The sequence below is a fragment of the Dyella sp. M7H15-1 genome (genome assembly GCF_004114615.1).
GTDB lineage: Bacteria > Pseudomonadota > Gammaproteobacteria > Xanthomonadales > Rhodanobacteraceae > Dyella_B.
In genome coordinates, this window is sequence record NZ_CP035300.1 from 1,736,988 (window position 1) to 1,751,668 (window position 14,681).

The 14,681-nt window shown below is 60.2% G+C and carries 17 protein-coding genes; 11 read left to right on the plus strand and 6 right to left on the minus strand.

Annotated features, from left to right (window positions below; genetic code table 11):
* Window positions 1–37: 37 nt before the first annotated feature.
* The 4 genes from rplT to thrS all read right to left on the minus strand — a co-directional run bounded on the left by rplT (window position 38) and on the right by thrS (window position 3,518).
* On the minus strand, window positions 38–397 hold the full coding sequence (gene rplT / locus EO087_RS08145) for a 50S ribosomal protein L20 (protein ID WP_128898432.1): 360 nt from the start codon (window positions 395–397) through the stop codon (window positions 38–40).
* 16 nt (window positions 398–413) lie between these two features.
* On the minus strand, window positions 414–611 hold the full coding sequence (gene rpmI, locus EO087_RS08150; protein WP_019467379.1) for a 50S ribosomal protein L35: 198 nt from the start codon (window positions 609–611) through the stop codon (window positions 414–416).
* A 437-nt stretch (window positions 612–1,048) separates the two neighbouring features.
* Window positions 1,049–1,573, minus strand: a complete 525-nt coding sequence (infC, locus tag EO087_RS08155; protein WP_304988492.1) for a translation initiation factor IF-3 — start codon at window positions 1,571–1,573, stop codon at window positions 1,049–1,051.
* A gap of 43 nt (window positions 1,574–1,616) precedes the next feature.
* Window positions 1,617–3,518 (minus strand): threonine--tRNA ligase, encoded by a 1,902-nt coding sequence (thrS, locus tag EO087_RS08160; RefSeq protein ID WP_128898434.1) that lies wholly within the window; start codon window positions 3,516–3,518, stop codon window positions 1,617–1,619.
* 441 nt (window positions 3,519–3,959) lie between these two features.
* On the opposite strand from thrS, the gene EO087_RS08165 reads away from it, so the two are divergent.
* Complete coding sequence (locus EO087_RS08165; protein WP_128898435.1) at window positions 3,960–4,973, plus strand: NAD-dependent epimerase; 1,014 nt, start codon at window positions 3,960–3,962, stop codon at window positions 4,971–4,973.
* 5 nt (window positions 4,974–4,978) lie between these two features.
* Here EO087_RS08165 and EO087_RS08170 read toward each other — a convergent pair whose 3' ends face one another.
* Together EO087_RS08170 and flgA are read right to left on the minus strand one after the other, a co-directional pair.
* Complete coding sequence (locus EO087_RS08170; RefSeq protein WP_128898436.1) at window positions 4,979–5,425, minus strand: CopD family protein; 447 nt, start codon at window positions 5,423–5,425, stop codon at window positions 4,979–4,981.
* A 156-nt stretch (window positions 5,426–5,581) separates the two neighbouring features.
* Complete coding sequence (gene flgA, locus EO087_RS08175; protein ID WP_128898437.1) at window positions 5,582–6,277, minus strand: flagellar basal body P-ring formation chaperone FlgA; 696 nt, start codon at window positions 6,275–6,277, stop codon at window positions 5,582–5,584.
* A 157-nt stretch (window positions 6,278–6,434) separates the two neighbouring features.
* Between flgA and flgB the strand changes: the two genes are divergently transcribed.
* The 10 genes from flgB (at window position 6,435) to flgK (ending at window position 14,669) form a co-directional block, all read left to right on the plus strand.
* Window positions 6,435–6,797, plus strand: a complete 363-nt coding sequence (gene flgB / locus EO087_RS08180) for a flagellar basal body rod protein FlgB (RefSeq protein WP_128898438.1) — start codon at window positions 6,435–6,437, stop codon at window positions 6,795–6,797.
* 2 nt (window positions 6,798–6,799) lie between these two features.
* Window positions 6,800–7,198: a flagellar basal body rod protein FlgC gene (flgC, locus tag EO087_RS08185; protein WP_128898439.1), complete on the plus strand. Its 399-nt coding sequence runs from the start codon at window positions 6,800–6,802 to the stop codon at window positions 7,196–7,198.
* Between the two features lie 2 nt (window positions 7,199–7,200).
* Complete coding sequence (locus tag EO087_RS08190) at window positions 7,201–7,860, plus strand: flagellar hook capping FlgD N-terminal domain-containing protein (RefSeq protein WP_128898440.1); 660 nt, start codon at window positions 7,201–7,203, stop codon at window positions 7,858–7,860.
* Between the two features lie 34 nt (window positions 7,861–7,894).
* Window positions 7,895–9,064, plus strand: coding sequence for a flagellar hook-basal body complex protein (locus tag EO087_RS08195; RefSeq protein ID WP_128898441.1), 1,170 nt, complete (start codon window positions 7,895–7,897; stop codon window positions 9,062–9,064).
* Window positions 9,064–9,789 carry a flagellar basal-body rod protein FlgF gene (flgF, locus tag EO087_RS08200; RefSeq protein ID WP_128898442.1) on the plus strand — a complete coding sequence of 242 codons (726 nt, stop codon included), beginning with the start codon at window positions 9,064–9,066 and terminating at the stop codon, window positions 9,787–9,789. The genes EO087_RS08195 and flgF overlap by 1 nt, the downstream gene beginning before the upstream one ends.
* Before the next feature lie 92 nt (window positions 9,790–9,881).
* The gene (gene flgG / locus EO087_RS08205) at window positions 9,882–10,667 is read left to right on the plus strand and encodes a flagellar basal-body rod protein FlgG (RefSeq protein WP_128898443.1); all 786 of its coding nucleotides are present in this window, start codon (window positions 9,882–9,884) and stop codon (window positions 10,665–10,667) included.
* On the plus strand, window positions 10,667–11,326 hold the full coding sequence (flgH, locus tag EO087_RS08210) for a flagellar basal body L-ring protein FlgH (protein ID WP_128898444.1): 660 nt from the start codon (window positions 10,667–10,669) through the stop codon (window positions 11,324–11,326). The genes flgG and flgH overlap by 1 nt, the downstream gene beginning before the upstream one ends.
* Window positions 11,327–11,741: 415 nt before the next feature.
* Window positions 11,742–12,797: a flagellar basal body P-ring protein FlgI gene (locus tag EO087_RS08215; protein WP_240669165.1), complete on the plus strand. Its 1,056-nt coding sequence runs from the start codon at window positions 11,742–11,744 to the stop codon at window positions 12,795–12,797.
* Entirely contained in the window at window positions 12,797–13,153 is a 357-nt protein-coding gene (locus tag EO087_RS08220; protein WP_128898445.1) for a flagellar biosynthesis protein FlgJ, read from the plus strand. Before EO087_RS08215 ends, EO087_RS08220 begins: the two co-directional genes overlap by 1 nt.
* Before the next feature lie 169 nt (window positions 13,154–13,322).
* On the plus strand, window positions 13,323–14,669 hold the full coding sequence (gene flgK / locus EO087_RS08225) for a flagellar hook-associated protein FlgK (RefSeq protein WP_128898446.1): 1,347 nt from the start codon (window positions 13,323–13,325) through the stop codon (window positions 14,667–14,669).
* Window positions 14,670–14,681 lie beyond the last annotated feature (12 nt).

Sequence of the window (14,681 nt, forward strand, 5' to 3'; positions counted from 1 at the left end):
CCCGCTTGATTCACATCATTTCGTCAGTGCTTGACGATCAAGCGGCCAGACTGGCCTTCGCTTTTTCCGCGATGGCCCCAAACGCCTTGATGTCATGCACGGCGATGTCGGCCAGCACCTTGCGATCAACGGTGATACCGGCCTTGGCCAGACCGTTGATCAGGCGGCTGTAGGACAAGCCGAACTGGCGAGCAGCCGCATTGATACGCACGATCCACAGGGCGCGGAACTGGCGCTTCTTCTGCTTGCGGCCGATGTAGGCGTACTGACCGGCCTTGATGACGGCCTGGTTGGCAACACGGAAGACCTTGCGACGGGCGTTGTAGTAGCCCTTCGCGCGACCGATGATTTTCTTGTGACGACGACGGGCGGTAACGCCACGCTTTACACGAGCCATGGTTTAGTCCTCCGCCTTAGAGATACGGCAACATGCGTGCTACACCCTTGGTGTCGCAAGCCTTGACGTGATTGGTGGCGCGCAGATTGCGCTTACGCTTGGTCGACTTCTTGGTCAGGATGTGCGACTTGAAGGCGTGACCGGCCTTGAACTTACCGGACGCGGTCTTGCGAAAACGCTTCGCCGCCGCGCGGTTGGTCTTGATCTTGGGCATGGAATGCTCCTTGATGGGGCTTGGCCCCTGGTTTCTAACTGATCTGGCGGCAGCTTCGAGGGCTGCGCTTTCCGTCCTGCCAGGATCGGTTCACGACCCTTCCTTGCGGATCGAACCAACGATCTTACGCGTAAATCCTCGACGTGACTAGCCCAAACCTTGACCAGCCCACGATTGCTTAACGTTCCGGCGGCGACGCCCCAGACCCTGCGGCCGGATGGGGCATGCGACTGGGCGGCAACTCATCTGACGAAGCAGCGCCCTTGCCATTCGGTTCGATCACGATCGTTTTGCGAACTTCTGCCACGATGTCACCTGCGCCGTTCTTCAGGTCAAGCCAGATGGGGACGGTGACGCGGCTAGTCAATCGACGAACCTGGCGCAGCAAAAGGCCCGATACGCGGTAACGTATCGGGCCCGATGAGTGTTTCGGGACCTTACTTCTTCTTCGGCCCAATCATCATCACCATCTGCCGCCCTTCCAGGCGCGGAAAGGATTCGATGATGCCGTTCTCGCCCACGTCATTCTGGATGCGCTTGGCGAGATCCTGACCAAGGTCCTGGTGGGACATTTCGCGGCCGCGGAAGCGGATGGTGACCTTAACCTTGTCCCCTTCCTCAAGGAAGCGAAGCATGTTACGCAGCTTGATCTGGTAGTCGCCCACGTCCGTCACCGGACGGAACTTCACTTCCTTGATTTCGACCTGCTTTTGCTTCTTTTTGGCGGCCTGGGCCTTCTTCTGGGCTTCGAACTTGAACTTACCGTAATCCATGATGCGGCAGACCGGCGGATCGCCATTCGGCTGGATCTCGACCAGGTCGAGCCCTACTTCCTCGGCGGCGCGCAGCGCCTCGTCACGAGTGAGGATGCCAAGTTGTTCGGAATCCGGGCCGATCACACGCACACGGGGTACGCGGATCTCATGGTTGCGGCGGTTGCCCTTAGTTTCTGTGGTGGCGATACCACTATCCTCCAGAAGATGTTTTCAATTTGGCCGGGCGGCGTCAGCGCCGCGTCTCGGTCTCCAGACGTTCGATGAAGCTGGCAAGCGACATGCTACCCAAATCTTCACCCGAACGGGTACGCACAGAAACAGCCCCCGATTCCTTTTCGCGATCACCGACCACAAGCAGGTAGGGCACTTTCTGGAGCGTATGTTCGCGGATTTTATAGCCGACCTTTTCATTGCGCAAATCGGCCTTCACGCGGAAGCCTTTGTCGACAAGGGCTTGTGCCACCTCGCGAACATAGTCGACCTGGGCATCCGTAATACTGAACACCTGCGCCTGCACCGGCGCGAGCCAGGCGGGCAGATGGCCGGCGTGATGTTCGATCAGGATGCCGATGAAACGTTCCATGGAGCCCACGATGGCCCGATGCAGCATCACCGGGTGGCGGCGCTGGCTGCGCTCGTCCACGTACTCGGCGCCGAGGCGCTCGGGCATCATGAAATCCACCTGCATCGTGCCGACTTGCCAGGCACGGCCGATGGAGTCCTTCATGTGGTACTCGATCTTCGGTCCGTAGAAGGCGCCCTCGCCCGGCAGTTCTTCCCATTGAACGCCGGCCGAGTGCAACGCGGCCCGCAAGGCATCCTCGGCGCGATCCCACACGTCATCACTGCCGATGCGCTTGTCGGGGCGCAGTGCAATCTTCAACGCAATGTCGTCGAAACCGAAATCGGCATACACCTTCATGGCCTGGCCGTGGAATGCTGTCACTTCCGATTCAATCTGCTCTTCCGTGCAGAAAATGTGACCGTCGTCCTGCGTGAAGGCGCGCACGCGCATGATGCCGTGCAGCGCGCCGGAAGGTTCGTTGCGATGGCAGCCGCCGAATTCGCCATAGCGGATCGGCAAATCGCGGTAGCTGTGCAGGTTGGTGTTGTAGATCTGCACGTGGCCCGGGCAGTTCATCGGTTTGAGCGCGTAGGTACGCTTTTCCGATTCCGTGAAAAACATATTTTCCTGGTAGTTGTCCCAGTGGCCGGACTTCTTCCACAGGCTTACGTCCATGATTTGCGGGCCGCGCACTTCCTGATAGCCGCTGCTGCGGTACACGCCGCGCACATATTGCTCCACCGCCTGCCAGATGGCCCAGCCATTCGGGTGCCAGAACACCATGCCGGGCGCTTCTTCCTGCTGGTGAAACAGGTCGAGCGCCTTGCCGATCTTGCGGTGATCACGCTTCTCGGCTTCTTCCAACTGATGCAGGTAGGCTTTCAGGTCCTTGTCGTTGAGCCAGGCCGTGCCGTAAATACGCGTGAGCATCGCGTTGTTGGAATCGCCGCGCCAATACGCGCCAGCCACCTTCATCAGCTTGAACGCACGCAACTTGCCCGTGTTCGGCACATGCGGACCACGGCACAGGTCTGTGAATTCACCTTGCGTGTAGAGCGACAGTTCTTCGTTGGCCGGAATGCTTTGGATGATCTCGGCCTTGTATTCCTCGCCCAGGTCACGGAAGAACGTCACCGCGTCATCACGCGACTTCACGCTGCGCGTGACCGGGAGCTGTTCCTTCACGATCTTTTCCATCTCCGCTTCGATCTTGATCAGATCATCGGGCGTGAACGGGCGCTCGTAGGCGAAGTCGTAATAAAAGCCGTTGTCGATCACCGGACCAATCGTCACCTGCGCACCGGGAAACAGGCGTTGCACGGCCTGCGCCAGCAAATGTGCCGTGGAGTGGCGAAGGATGTCCAGCGCTTCGGGGCTTTTCTCCGTAACGACTTCGAGGCTGGCGTCGTGCTTGATCGGGAAACTGGCGTCCACCAACGTGCCATCCACCTTGCCAGCAAGGGTGGCCTTGGCCAGACCGGCGCCAATGGAGGCGGCCACGTCCTGCACTGTGACGGGATGGTCGAACGGGCGCTTGCTGCCGTCAGGTAGCGTGATTTCAATCATGGGAATACACCTGCCAACGTCACTTCAATGAGACGTCGTTTTTTGGGGAGTCCGGCCACGGATGGCCGGTTTTGCCTATGCCCGCCTGGACGGCGGGCAAAAATAAAGAGCGCCACGCGCCCTTTATTTGTAATACAAGGCGTGGCGGGTTCAACGTTGGAAGCAGGTAGTTGCCATGTCGCACACTCGACCGGCGCCTGGGCGCGGGCCACCTTGTCTCCGTTGGATAATCTACAAACGCTAGTTCAGCGCATCGCAGGTGTCAATTCCGGGTAGCCCAACCGTTACAATGAACACCCCACGCACGTCATCCCGGCGCAGGCCGGAGACGCTTTACAACAGCGAAGCTGGTCACCCAGCGTCTTCCCGATGGCAAGACACCAGGCCCAGACTGTCCTGTAGCGGCGAGCAGCGACAACCACACTTTCGGAACATAGATAGATGCGTATTCTCGTCACCGGCTCGGCCGGCTTCGTCGGCGCCGCCTTTACGCAACGCCTGCTGGCCCGTGGCGATGAAGTACTCGGTATCGACAACCACAACGACTACTACGACCCTGCCCTGAAAGAAGCGAGGCTGGCGCTATTCGCTTCACACCCACGCTACACCCATCTACGTGCCGACCTGGCCAACGCAAAGGCGATCAGCCAGGCGTTCAGTGATTTCCAGCCACAACGCGTCGCTAGTCTCGCTGCCCAGGCTGGCGTGCGCTATTCGCTGAAAAACCCGCAGGCTTATGTGCAAAGCAACCTGGTGGGATTCGTGAACGTGCTGGAAGCGTGCCGCCACAACAAGGTGGAGCATCTCGTATATGCCTCATCCAGCTCCGTCTACGGCGCGAACCGCAAGATGCCGTTTGCCGTGGAAGACGCAGTCGATCATCCCGTCAGCCTCTACGCGGCCAGCAAGAAAGCCAATGAACTGATGGCGCACACCTACAGCCATCTTTACAACCTTCCTGCCACTGGCCTGCGCTTCTTTACCGTGTATGGACCATGGGGCCGCCCAGACATGTCGCCGATCCTGTTTGCCGACCGCATCGTGCGCGGCGAAGCGATCGACGTGTTCAACTACGGCAATCACAGCCGCGATTTCACCTATATCGACGATATTGTCGAAGGCGTGATCCGTACGTTGGATCACGTTGTACAGCCAGATCCCACGTACGATCCGCTGCAGCCGAATCCCGGCACCTCCAACGCCCCCTATCGCGTCTACAACATCGGCAACGACCAACCCGTACAACTCATGCGCTTCATCGAACTGCTGGAACAAAACCTGGGTCGCACGGTGGAAAAACGTCTGCTGCCGATGCAGCCTGGCGATGTACCCGATACCTGGGCCGATGTCTCAGCCTTGCGGCGCGATGTGGGGTATGCACCGAATACGTCGATTGAGGAAGGGGTGGCGAAGTTCGTGCAGTGGTATCGCGAGTATCACCAAATTGCGGCGTAGGTTACTCAAAACGGCTTGGCAACCGCCAGAAATATTACGCCAAGCAACAGCAACACCGGCAACTCATTGAGCAAGCGCAGCGTACGCGCCGAAGGCAAGGCGCCGCCTTTCGCGCTGCGCTTCATCATGCGGCCACTCCATATGTAATAGACCAGCAACACCGCGACCAGAGCCATCTTGGCGTGCAACCAGCCCAATTGCCTCCAATGCGGCAAGATCGTCGGGAACATATACGAACCGAGCCAAAGCGTGAGGCCGAACAGGAAGGCCACGCCGAACATCATGCCACCGAATCGGTATAAGCGCAGGCCCATCAACTCCAGTCGCGCCTTCACCGCCGGCTCGCTGCCTGCTTCGGCAATATTCACCAGGATTCGCGGCAGATAAAACACGGCAGCCACCCAAGCCATCACGAACAGGACATGCAGGCTTTTGATCCACAAATAGGTCATGACGACTCGCACGAAAGAGGCACGTGCGAGATGGTACGTGGATTGGATGTTTGCGTCAGCGGTTGCGGCTACACGTCACATGGGATGTAGGTTGGGGTGCAAACCCCAACACCGTCATCCGGATCGACAGGGCGACGTTGGGGTTTGCACCCCAACCTACGTGCCATCCACCACCGGCTCCACCACTCCAGTCCCCACCACCCGCGCCATGATCAACTTGCCCGTCGCATCGTTACGCACGCGCACCAGCGCATCGTGATCGGCTTTCTGCATCACCGTGCCCATCGTGCTGATCTGGAACTGCGGCTGGCGCGACACGATCTGCACCACCTGCCCGCGACGCACGCCTTCGCCGTTTTTCAGAAAACGCATCTGTACCACCTGCCCTGCCCGCAATGGACGTTGCGCCGCACGGCCGGCAATGTCGTCGACCTTGAGCGTGGCATCGGGCAACAACACAATATCGGCATCGACCCGTTTCAAGTCGTTCTTGTCGATGGTCTTGCCGGCAGGTATCGCCGCAGCCACGGCAAGCGCCTTGGTATGCACAGCGGCGCGCACGGTATAGGTTTCAGCCGTGCCATCAGGGCAACGCGCAGAGAAGCGCAAACGGGACATCCGAGCGGTATCGACCGGCAACACTTTCAACGCCTGCCCGCATGACGGCGCGGGACGGCGATTAGGCAACACCACCACATCGACCCGCGCATCCGGCCACTGCTCCTGCTTGACCCGATCCGCCAGCCAATTGTGCGCCGCGCGTGACACGACGTCTTCCACCTCGCCCGCCAAGGCGCCATGCACCGGCAGGGCCAACAAGGCTGCCACGATCAGGGCAGGTATTGGATTCATAAACGCTCGATTCACGTAAGCATGCCGAACATGCTGCGCATTATGAAGTGCTCATCGCACTTGCAACGCTCAAGGTCTTTTTAGATTCCTAAGCAGCCCGCAAGCGTCCACCTACCATCGCCCTCGTTCGAAAACCGTACTGAGGAAGAGCCGCACGATGGGACTGAATATTGAACAAGCGCTGGGCGTCCATCCGGCCGCATTGAAGTTACGTGCGGAGCGCACCAAGATCCTTGCTTCCAACCTTGCCCACGACAGCACGCCGGGTTACCAAGCGCGCGACATCGACTTTCGCGCCAGCCTGCGCGATGCGATGAACGGCCAGTCGCAGGGCCTGAACTTCGATTCCGATCGTGTGATGTATCGCGTCGCCAACCGCGCCTCGCAGGACGGCAACACCGTGGAGCTTGGCGCGGAGCAAGCCGAGTTTGCGCAGAACGCCATCGATTTCCAGACCAGCCTGACCTTTCTCAATATGAAGTTGAAAGGTCTGGCCACGGCCATCAACGGGAACTCCTGATCATGAGTTTTAAAAGTATCGCCCAGATCGCAGGTTCCGCCATGAGCGCGCAAACCGTGCGCCTCAATACCGTGGCGAGCAATCTTGCCAACGCCGGCACCGCCGGCACGGAAGACAGCGCCTATCGCGCACGCAAACCGGTATTCGCTTCCGTTTTCGACGGTGCCGGTGCACGCGTGCAGGTGCTCGATGTGATCGACAGCAACGAGCCGCTCAACGCGCGGCATGAGCCTGGCCACCCGATGGCCGACGACAACGGCATGGTCTATTACTCGAACGTCAGCCCAGTCGAGGAAATGACCGACATGATGGCCGCCTCGCGCGCCTTCTCCACCGGCCTGGAAGTGCTGGCACGGGTGAACGGCATGCAGCAGGAACTGCTGAAAATGGGGCAGAGCTGATCATGCAAATCAACAACGCGATCCACAACGCCAACGACAACTCGATAACCGGCAACACACCTCAGAGCAACGGCGGCGGCAGCATCTCCGACATGTTCACCACCTTGCTGGTAGCGCAGATCCAGAACCAAGACCCGCTGGCGCCGACGGACGCCAGCCAGTTCGTGACCCAGTTCGCCCAGCTGAGCCAGGTGGAAGCCATGCAGTCGATGGCCAGCCTCACTGCCGCCGCCGCGGCGCTGCAGGAAAGCATGCTGGTCGTCACGCTCGGCTCACAGGTGGGTTCGCACGTGATGGTGGCTGCCGATGCGGTACATCTGGACGGCGATACCGTTAAAGGCGGCTTTGTACTCAGCGACCACGCCAGCGACGTCACCCTGGTGCTGACCGGTCCGGATGGCAGCGAACATCGCATCGAGCTGGGTGCGCGCGAGGCCGGCGAAGTGGATTTCGAGATCGATCCGGAAGCACTCGGCCTGCCGCCCGGCAAGTACGCCATGCGCGTGGACACCAATACCAACGAAACCGTCCGCACTGAAATCCAGGGCGAACTGCAAAGCGTGCGCCTGGGTGCCGATGGCCGCGTGATCCTGATGGTTGCCGGCATCGGCGAAATCGCCACCAGTGACATCACGCGCTTCCTCGGCCGTGGTGTTAGTTAGTGCGTTGACCTTTTAATAAAACTCAGGAATCACCATGAGCCTCAATATTGCCCTGTCCGGCATCCAAGCCATCAACAGCCAGCTCAACTCGATCAGCAACAACATCGCCAACAGCGGTACGTTCGGCTTCAAGTCCGGTCGCGCCAACTTTGCCTCGTCTTACATGTCGGGAGCGCCGCAAGGCGTGTATGTTGGCTCCACCACGCAGTCGATGAGTATCGGCGGCAACCTGCTCGCGACAGGCCGCAGCATGGATGCGGCGATTCAGGGCCGTGGTTTCTTCGTCAGCCGCGACGCCGACGGTTCCATGATGTATTCACGCGTCGGCATGTTCGATGTGGACAAGCATGGCTTTTTGGTCGACGCCTTTGGCCGCCACGTTCAAGGCTACGACCCAAGTGGTAACGGCAATATCGGCGACATCACCGTACCGACCGGCGCGATCGGTGCCGAGGCCAGCGGCACGCTGGATTTCGCCGGCAACATGTCCGCGGATTGGGAACAGCCGGAGGTTCCGTTCGATATGGACGACCCAAGCTCCTACAACGGTATGCAGGTGACGCGCGTATTTGACTCGCTCGGCCGCGAACACACGGTCACCCAATATTTTGTAAAGGGTGACGGCAACTCCGTCCAGGTGTACTACGCGATGGATGGCAACGAAGTAGGCATGCCGACCACCTTGCGCTTCGATACCAACGGGAAACTGACCAGCACACCCAACCTGACCCTGCCGCTGGGCACCCCCAACGGCGCGTCGCCCATGTCGCTGAGTCTCAATTACACCGGCATGACGTTGTATGCCGGCACGATGACCACGACCACTAATCGCGCCGACGGCTATCCCTCCGGCCAGGTCACCGGCGTCGCCTTGGCGGATGATGGTTCGATCCAGGTGCAATACAGCAATGGCGTAAAGCTACCCGCCGGCTTGCTCGCCATCGCCACGTTCCCCGACGAACTCGGTCTGAACCCGATCGACGGTTCGGCCTGGCAGGCATCGACGACGTCCGGCGAACCGATCTACGGCACCGCCGGCTCCGGCCTCGCCGGCAAGTTGCACGTGAGCGCGCTGGAGCAATCCAACGTGGACATGACGGCTGAACTGGTCAACCTGATGTCGGCGCAGCAGAACTATCAAGCCAATTCCAAGGTACTGAGCACCGAAAACGACATGATGCGCAGCTTGATGCAGGCGCTCTAATGGACGCTTTTATCTACACCGCGATGAGCGGCGCCGACCACGCACAACGTTCGCTGGGCGTGCGCGCCAACAATCTCGCGAACGCGCATACCGCGGGCTTTCGCGCAGATACCGCCGTATCAGAAACAACGACCGTGAAAGGTTACGGCTACGACTCGCGCCATCAGGCACGCCTGGCCGAAAGCGCGGTGGTGCATGCACCTGGCCAGCTCAGCGAAACCGGTCGTTCACTCGACGTGGCGATCCAGGGCGAGGGTTACTTCGTGCTGGATACCGATAGCGGCAGCGCGTACACCCGTGCCGGCAGCTTGCAGATGGATGCCGACGGCGCACTCACCAGCAACGGCCACAAAGTACGCGGCGAAGGCGGTCCGATCGTCTTGCCGCCGCACAGCCAGGTAAGCATCGGCAACGACGGCAGCATTTCCGTGCTGCCGCAAGGCCAAACCGAGTTGCAGGTGGTCGACAAGCTGCTGCTGGTGAAACCCGACCCCGCCGATCTGCTGAAGAACGAGCAGGGTCATTTGATCACGCGTTCCGGCATGGATTATCCGGCCGATGACAGCGTGGCCGTTGCGCCTGGCCATGTGGAAGGCAGCAATGTATCGGCGGTGGAAGAAATGATGCAGACCATGCAACTCACCCGCTCCTTTGAAATGCAGATGCGGATGTTCAAGGTGGCGGATGAGATGGCGGAAGGTGGAAATCGGCTGATGCGCTCCTGACCTGTAGGTTGGGGTGCAAACCCCAACAAGACACCTCCGCAAATCACCACATTGGGGTTTACACCCCAACCTACGACATCGAGAACAACGTCATGAATCACGCACTTTGGATCAGCAAAACCGGCCTGCAAGCACAAGATACACGCCTGCAAACCATCGCCAACAATCTCGCCAACGTAAACACTGTCGGCTTCAAGCGCGACCGTGCCGTATTCGAAGACCTGTTCTACCGCACCGAAATGCAACCCGGTGCGCAGACCGGCGACAACACCACCGCTGGCGGCGTGCAGATCGGCAACGGTACGCGTGTGGTCGGTGCACAGAAAATCCACACCAGCGGTTCGGTGCAAGTGACGGGCCAGGCACTGGATCTGGCCATCGTCGGCAACGGCTTCTTTCAGGTGGAAATGAACAACGGTGAGACCGGCTACACCCGCGCCGGTCAGCTGCGCCTCGATCAAGATGGCCGCCTGACCAATGCGCAAGGCCTGCCGCTGATTCCCAACATCAATATTCCGCAGGAAGCGACCTCCATCACCATGGGCGAGAACGGCGTGGTGTCGGTGATCACGGCAGCCAATCCGAACGGCACCGAAGTCGGCCAGATCACGCTGGCGAGCTTTATCAACCCGGCCGGCTTGCTGGCACAAGGCGACAACCTGTTCCAGGAAACCGCCGCCAGCGGCGCGCCGACCGAGGGCGAACCGGGTATCGAATCGCTGGGCAAGATCAAGCAAGGTTCGCTGGAAGGTTCGAACGTGCAAGCGGTCGAAGAAATGGTGGAAATGATCGCCGCCCAACGCACCTATGAAATGAACACCAAGGTACTCACCGCATCCGACAGCATGATGCAGAGCCTGGTACAGGCGGCACGCTGATGAGTCCACGCATCCCTTTCCTTATCGTTGCGCTGATGGCGCTATGCGGCTGTGCAGGGATGCGCGTCAACCCGACCACACCGGATGTCGACGACATGCCCGATTCCGCCTTCGACATCAGTCGCGGCCAGGCCGGTGGCGTGATGGTGCCGAACTCGGCGTGGTCGCTCACCTCCGACAACCGCGCCTTTCGCACCGGCGATCTGCTCACCGTGGTGTTGCAGGAATCCACCCAGGCCAGCAAGCAGAGCGGCACCAGCATCGGCAAGAACAGCAACATCGGCGCGAAAGCCGGCAAGATTCTCGGCAACACCATCCCCACCGAAACCGACGTCGGCTTCAAGCGCGATTTCAGCGGCAACGGCAGCAGCTCGCAACAGAATGCGCTGAAAGGTTCGGTGAGCGTGATCGTACAGAAAGTGCTGCCGAACGGCCTATTGCAGGTGCGCGGTGAAAAGCGACTGACGTTGAATCAGGGCGAGGAAATCGTACGTCTTTCCGGCTACGTGCGTGTGGCCGATATCGACACCAGCAACCGCGTGTCGTCGCAGCAAATTGCCAACGCGCGCATTCAGTATTCGGGCAAGGGTTCGCTTGCCGATGCCAATCAGCCCGGTTGGCTGACGCGTTTCTTCAATAGTCCGTGGATGCCTTTGTAAGCCTGATCGGGGAATCACAACCATGAAGCGTCTATCAACCACCATCATCCGTCGTCCCGGCGAAGGCCCACTGCTGCCCAGGCAAGATCATGCTGATCGATGGAATGTCGTTTATGCCAAAGGTTTCACAGCATCAATGCATGCGGAGACTTGCGAAACATCTGATGGGCGAACCCCTCTCCCTTCGGGAGAGGGTTCCGGCAAGCGGGTGAGGGTCCGGGCGAAGCGCGCAATTCAATTCTCGCGCAAGTCTTTGTTTTCGCGCGCTGGCCGAACCCTCACCCCAACCCCTCTCCCGAAGGGAGAGGGGCTCACTCCATGCTCGTCTTTAGCCACTCGTACTGGGCACAATCTTCCCCGGCCTTCGCCGGGGCAACGGTTCCTTGTAGCACTTTGGTTTTTGGCACTGTCCGCCATGGGAAGCGCCCACGCCCAATCCCTCGGCCAACTAACCAACGTCGAAGGCATACGCGAAAACCAGCTCACCGGCTACGGCATCGTGGTCGGTCTGGCCGGCACCGGTGACGGCAGCCAGGCCAAATACACCAGTCAGTCGATCAAGAACATGCTCAACCAGTTCGGCGTACGCATGCCGGACAACGCTCAGCTGCGTGCACGCAACACCGCGGCGGTGATGGTGAGCGCCAGTTTTCCGCCCGGTTACCGCAAGGGTCAGCAGATCGACATAACCGTTTCCTCGCTCGGCGATGCCAAGAGCCTGCGTGGCGGCACCCTGCTGATGACGCCACTGCGCGCGGCCGACGGTGATATCTACGCACTCGCACAAGGCAACCTGGTGATTCCCGGCGTAGCCGCCAGCGGTCGCACGGGCTCCAGCGTCACCATCAATACCGCGACAGCCGGCCGCGTTCCGAACGGCGCCACCATCGAGCGCGAGATCGCCAGCGACTTCGCCGATGCGCCGACGCTTCGCCTGAATCTCAAGCGCCCCAATTTCCAGACCGCCACGAATATCGTCGATGCGATCAACCGCAACTTCGGCGCATCGATTGCCGCCACGGAAGATGCTACCTCCGTCGAAATCGCCATACCCGGCAACGCCGGCAGCCGCTCCGCCTTTATCGCACACCTGAATCGCATCCAGATCGAACCAGGCAACGACACGCCGAAGGTCATCTTCAACGCACGCACCGGCACGGTCGTGATCAGCCAAGGCGTTACCGTGAAACCCACAGTGGTCTCGCACGGCACGCTCAAGGTGACCATCGACGAGAACTTTGCGGTGAGTCAGCCTGAAGCGCTCGGCAACGGCCAGACGATGGTCACACCGCAATCCTCGATCAACGTATCGGAAAGCGGCGCCCACACCTTCCAATGGAAGAACGGCGCCAGCCTGCAGGCCATCGTCGACACCATCAACAGCATCGGCGCCACGCCGGACGACCTGATGGCGATTTTGCAGGGCCTGTCCGAAGCGGGCGCGCTGAACGCCGAACTGGAGGTGATCTGATGAACGTTCTGCCCTTTCAAGGCATACAGAATTCATTTGAACTTGGCGAAACCGGTATTAAGCCGGGCGATGCTGGGTATCGCGAAAAACTGGAGCGGGTAGCGGAGCAATTCGAAGGCATGTTTATCGCGCACTTGCTGAGCGAGATGCGCAAAGCCACCGAACAGATGAATCCGGATAGCGCCAGTGCCAGCCACAAACCGGGCGCCGCGTTGATGGATGAAGCCTATCGACGGGTGGCGGATGACATTGCCAGGCAGCGTGCGTTCGGCATTACCGACAGCATTGTGGCGCAGATGATGCCGAACGACGCCGCGCCCTGCTCCCTCTCCCCTCCGGGGAGAGGGCTGGGGTGAGGGGCGAATCTCGCGAAAAGGTTAGTTCTTTGCAACATTCAAACAGAAAAATTTGCACGCACCAGAAGCGTCCCGCAAGTCCCGCCCCTCACCCTCTCCCCGGAGGGGAGAGGGGACTGGCTTGCGGTGCGACCAAACCACAAGCACCCCCAAGAAACGGATCAAAACCATGAGCATCACCCACATCGGCATGTCCGGCCTGCTCGCCGCCCAGGCTGGCCTGGGCATGTCGGCACGCAACACCGCCAATCTGCTCACCGCCGGCTACTCTCGGCAAGGCGTGCTGCTCACGCCACGCGTGGTCGGTGGTGGCGTGGAAATCGGCGCTTTCATCCGTTTCACCGACAACTTCAAGACGCAGGCGCTGTGGAGCAGCAACGCACCGCTTGGCCAATATGCCGTGGGCGAGTCCTACTACCGCCAATTGGAAGAGGTGATGGGCCTTGGCGCCGGTAGCGTGAAAGCCGGCATCGACGGTTTCTTCGGTGCACTGGACGAAGTCAGTACCGATCCCACCAACAGCGCACTGCGACTGCAGGTGATCTCTGCCGCCGATGCGATGGCCAAGAGCTTCAACAGCCTGCGCCAGGCCATGACGCGCCAGCTCGACACCGCGCGCCAACAAAGCATGGCCACCGCCGATCAAGTCAACATGCTGTCCACCACCATCGCCGATCTCAACCGCCAGATCGAGCAGGCTCACGCCAGCGGCAGCGTGCCGTCGGAGCTGCTCGATCAGCGCGACCTGGCCGTCGACAACCTCTCCAAACTGGTGGACGTGCAAGTGCTGCAACAGCCCAATGGCACGGTGGACGTTTCCATTGCCAACGGACCGCCGCTCGTCGCCGGTGGGCAGGTCGGCAAACTCAATGTGCTGCCCCATACGGATGGCACGTTCTCGCTCGCGCTTGAACTGGCCGGCACCCGCTATCCGCTGGACGGCTCGCGTATCGGCGGCGAACTCGGTGGCCTCGGCAAGTACGTGGAAGATACGCTGCTGCCGCAGATGGATGCCAACAAGCAGCTGGCCGAAGAACTGGCCACGCGCATCAACAACCAGCTCGCCGCCGGTTTCGGCACCCACGGCGAACCGGGCAAGCCGCTGTTCGACTTCAACCCGACCACCGGCACGCTCAGCATCAACCCCGACATCACCCAGGCCGACCTCGGCTTCTCCGCCAACCCCGACGAACCCGGCAACAGCGACAACCTGCTGGCGGTGATCGAACTGCGCAAGGAGCGCATCACGCTGCCCGGTGTGGGCGAAGTGTCGATGGGGGATGCCTACACCATGCTGGTCGGCAAGCTCGGCTCCGCCAGCCAGCTCAACCAGAACGCGCTGGACCGCGCCACCGAAATCCGCAAACAGGCCGAGATGGATTGGCTGGCGGTGAGCGGCATCAGCATGGAAGAGGAAACCGTGAAAATCTCCGAATTCCTCAATATGTACAACGCCAATATGAAGGTGATCTCGGTCGCCAACGAACTGCTCGATTCCACCATCAAGATGCTCTGACGGGAACGTGAC

What these genes read in the sequence shown, in the direction of transcription:
- rplT (WP_128898432.1), bottom strand. Translation starts at nt 397, where the DNA reads ATGGCTCGTGTAAAGCGTGGCGTTACCGCCCGTCGTCGTCACAAGAAA.
- rpmI (WP_019467379.1), bottom strand. Translation starts at nt 611, where the DNA reads ATGCCCAAGATCAAGACCAACCGCGCGGCGGCGAAGCGTTTTCGCAAG.
- thrS (WP_128898434.1), bottom strand. Translation starts at nt 3,518, where the DNA reads ATGATTGAAATCACGCTACCTGACGGCAGCAAGCGCCCGTTCGACCAT.
- EO087_RS08165 (WP_128898435.1), top strand. Translation starts at nt 3,960, where the DNA reads ATGCGTATTCTCGTCACCGGCTCGGCCGGCTTCGTCGGCGCCGCCTTT.
- EO087_RS08170 (WP_128898436.1), bottom strand. Translation starts at nt 5,425, where the DNA reads ATGACCTATTTGTGGATCAAAAGCCTGCATGTCCTGTTCGTGATGGCT.
- flgA (WP_128898437.1), bottom strand. Translation starts at nt 6,277, where the DNA reads ATGAATCCAATACCTGCCCTGATCGTGGCAGCCTTGTTGGCCCTGCCG.
- flgB (WP_128898438.1), top strand. Translation starts at nt 6,435, where the DNA reads ATGGGACTGAATATTGAACAAGCGCTGGGCGTCCATCCGGCCGCATTG.
- flgC (WP_128898439.1), top strand. Translation starts at nt 6,800, where the DNA reads ATGAGTTTTAAAAGTATCGCCCAGATCGCAGGTTCCGCCATGAGCGCG.
- EO087_RS08190 (WP_128898440.1), top strand. Translation starts at nt 7,201, where the DNA reads ATGCAAATCAACAACGCGATCCACAACGCCAACGACAACTCGATAACC.
- EO087_RS08195 (WP_128898441.1), top strand. Translation starts at nt 7,895, where the DNA reads ATGAGCCTCAATATTGCCCTGTCCGGCATCCAAGCCATCAACAGCCAG.
- flgF (WP_128898442.1), top strand. Translation starts at nt 9,064, where the DNA reads ATGGACGCTTTTATCTACACCGCGATGAGCGGCGCCGACCACGCACAA.
- flgG (WP_128898443.1), top strand. Translation starts at nt 9,882, where the DNA reads ATGAATCACGCACTTTGGATCAGCAAAACCGGCCTGCAAGCACAAGAT.
- flgH (WP_128898444.1), top strand. Translation starts at nt 10,667, where the DNA reads ATGAGTCCACGCATCCCTTTCCTTATCGTTGCGCTGATGGCGCTATGC.
- EO087_RS08215 (WP_240669165.1), top strand. Translation starts at nt 11,742, where the DNA reads ATGGGAAGCGCCCACGCCCAATCCCTCGGCCAACTAACCAACGTCGAA.
- EO087_RS08220 (WP_128898445.1), top strand. Translation starts at nt 12,797, where the DNA reads ATGAACGTTCTGCCCTTTCAAGGCATACAGAATTCATTTGAACTTGGC.
- flgK (WP_128898446.1), top strand. Translation starts at nt 13,323, where the DNA reads ATGAGCATCACCCACATCGGCATGTCCGGCCTGCTCGCCGCCCAGGCT.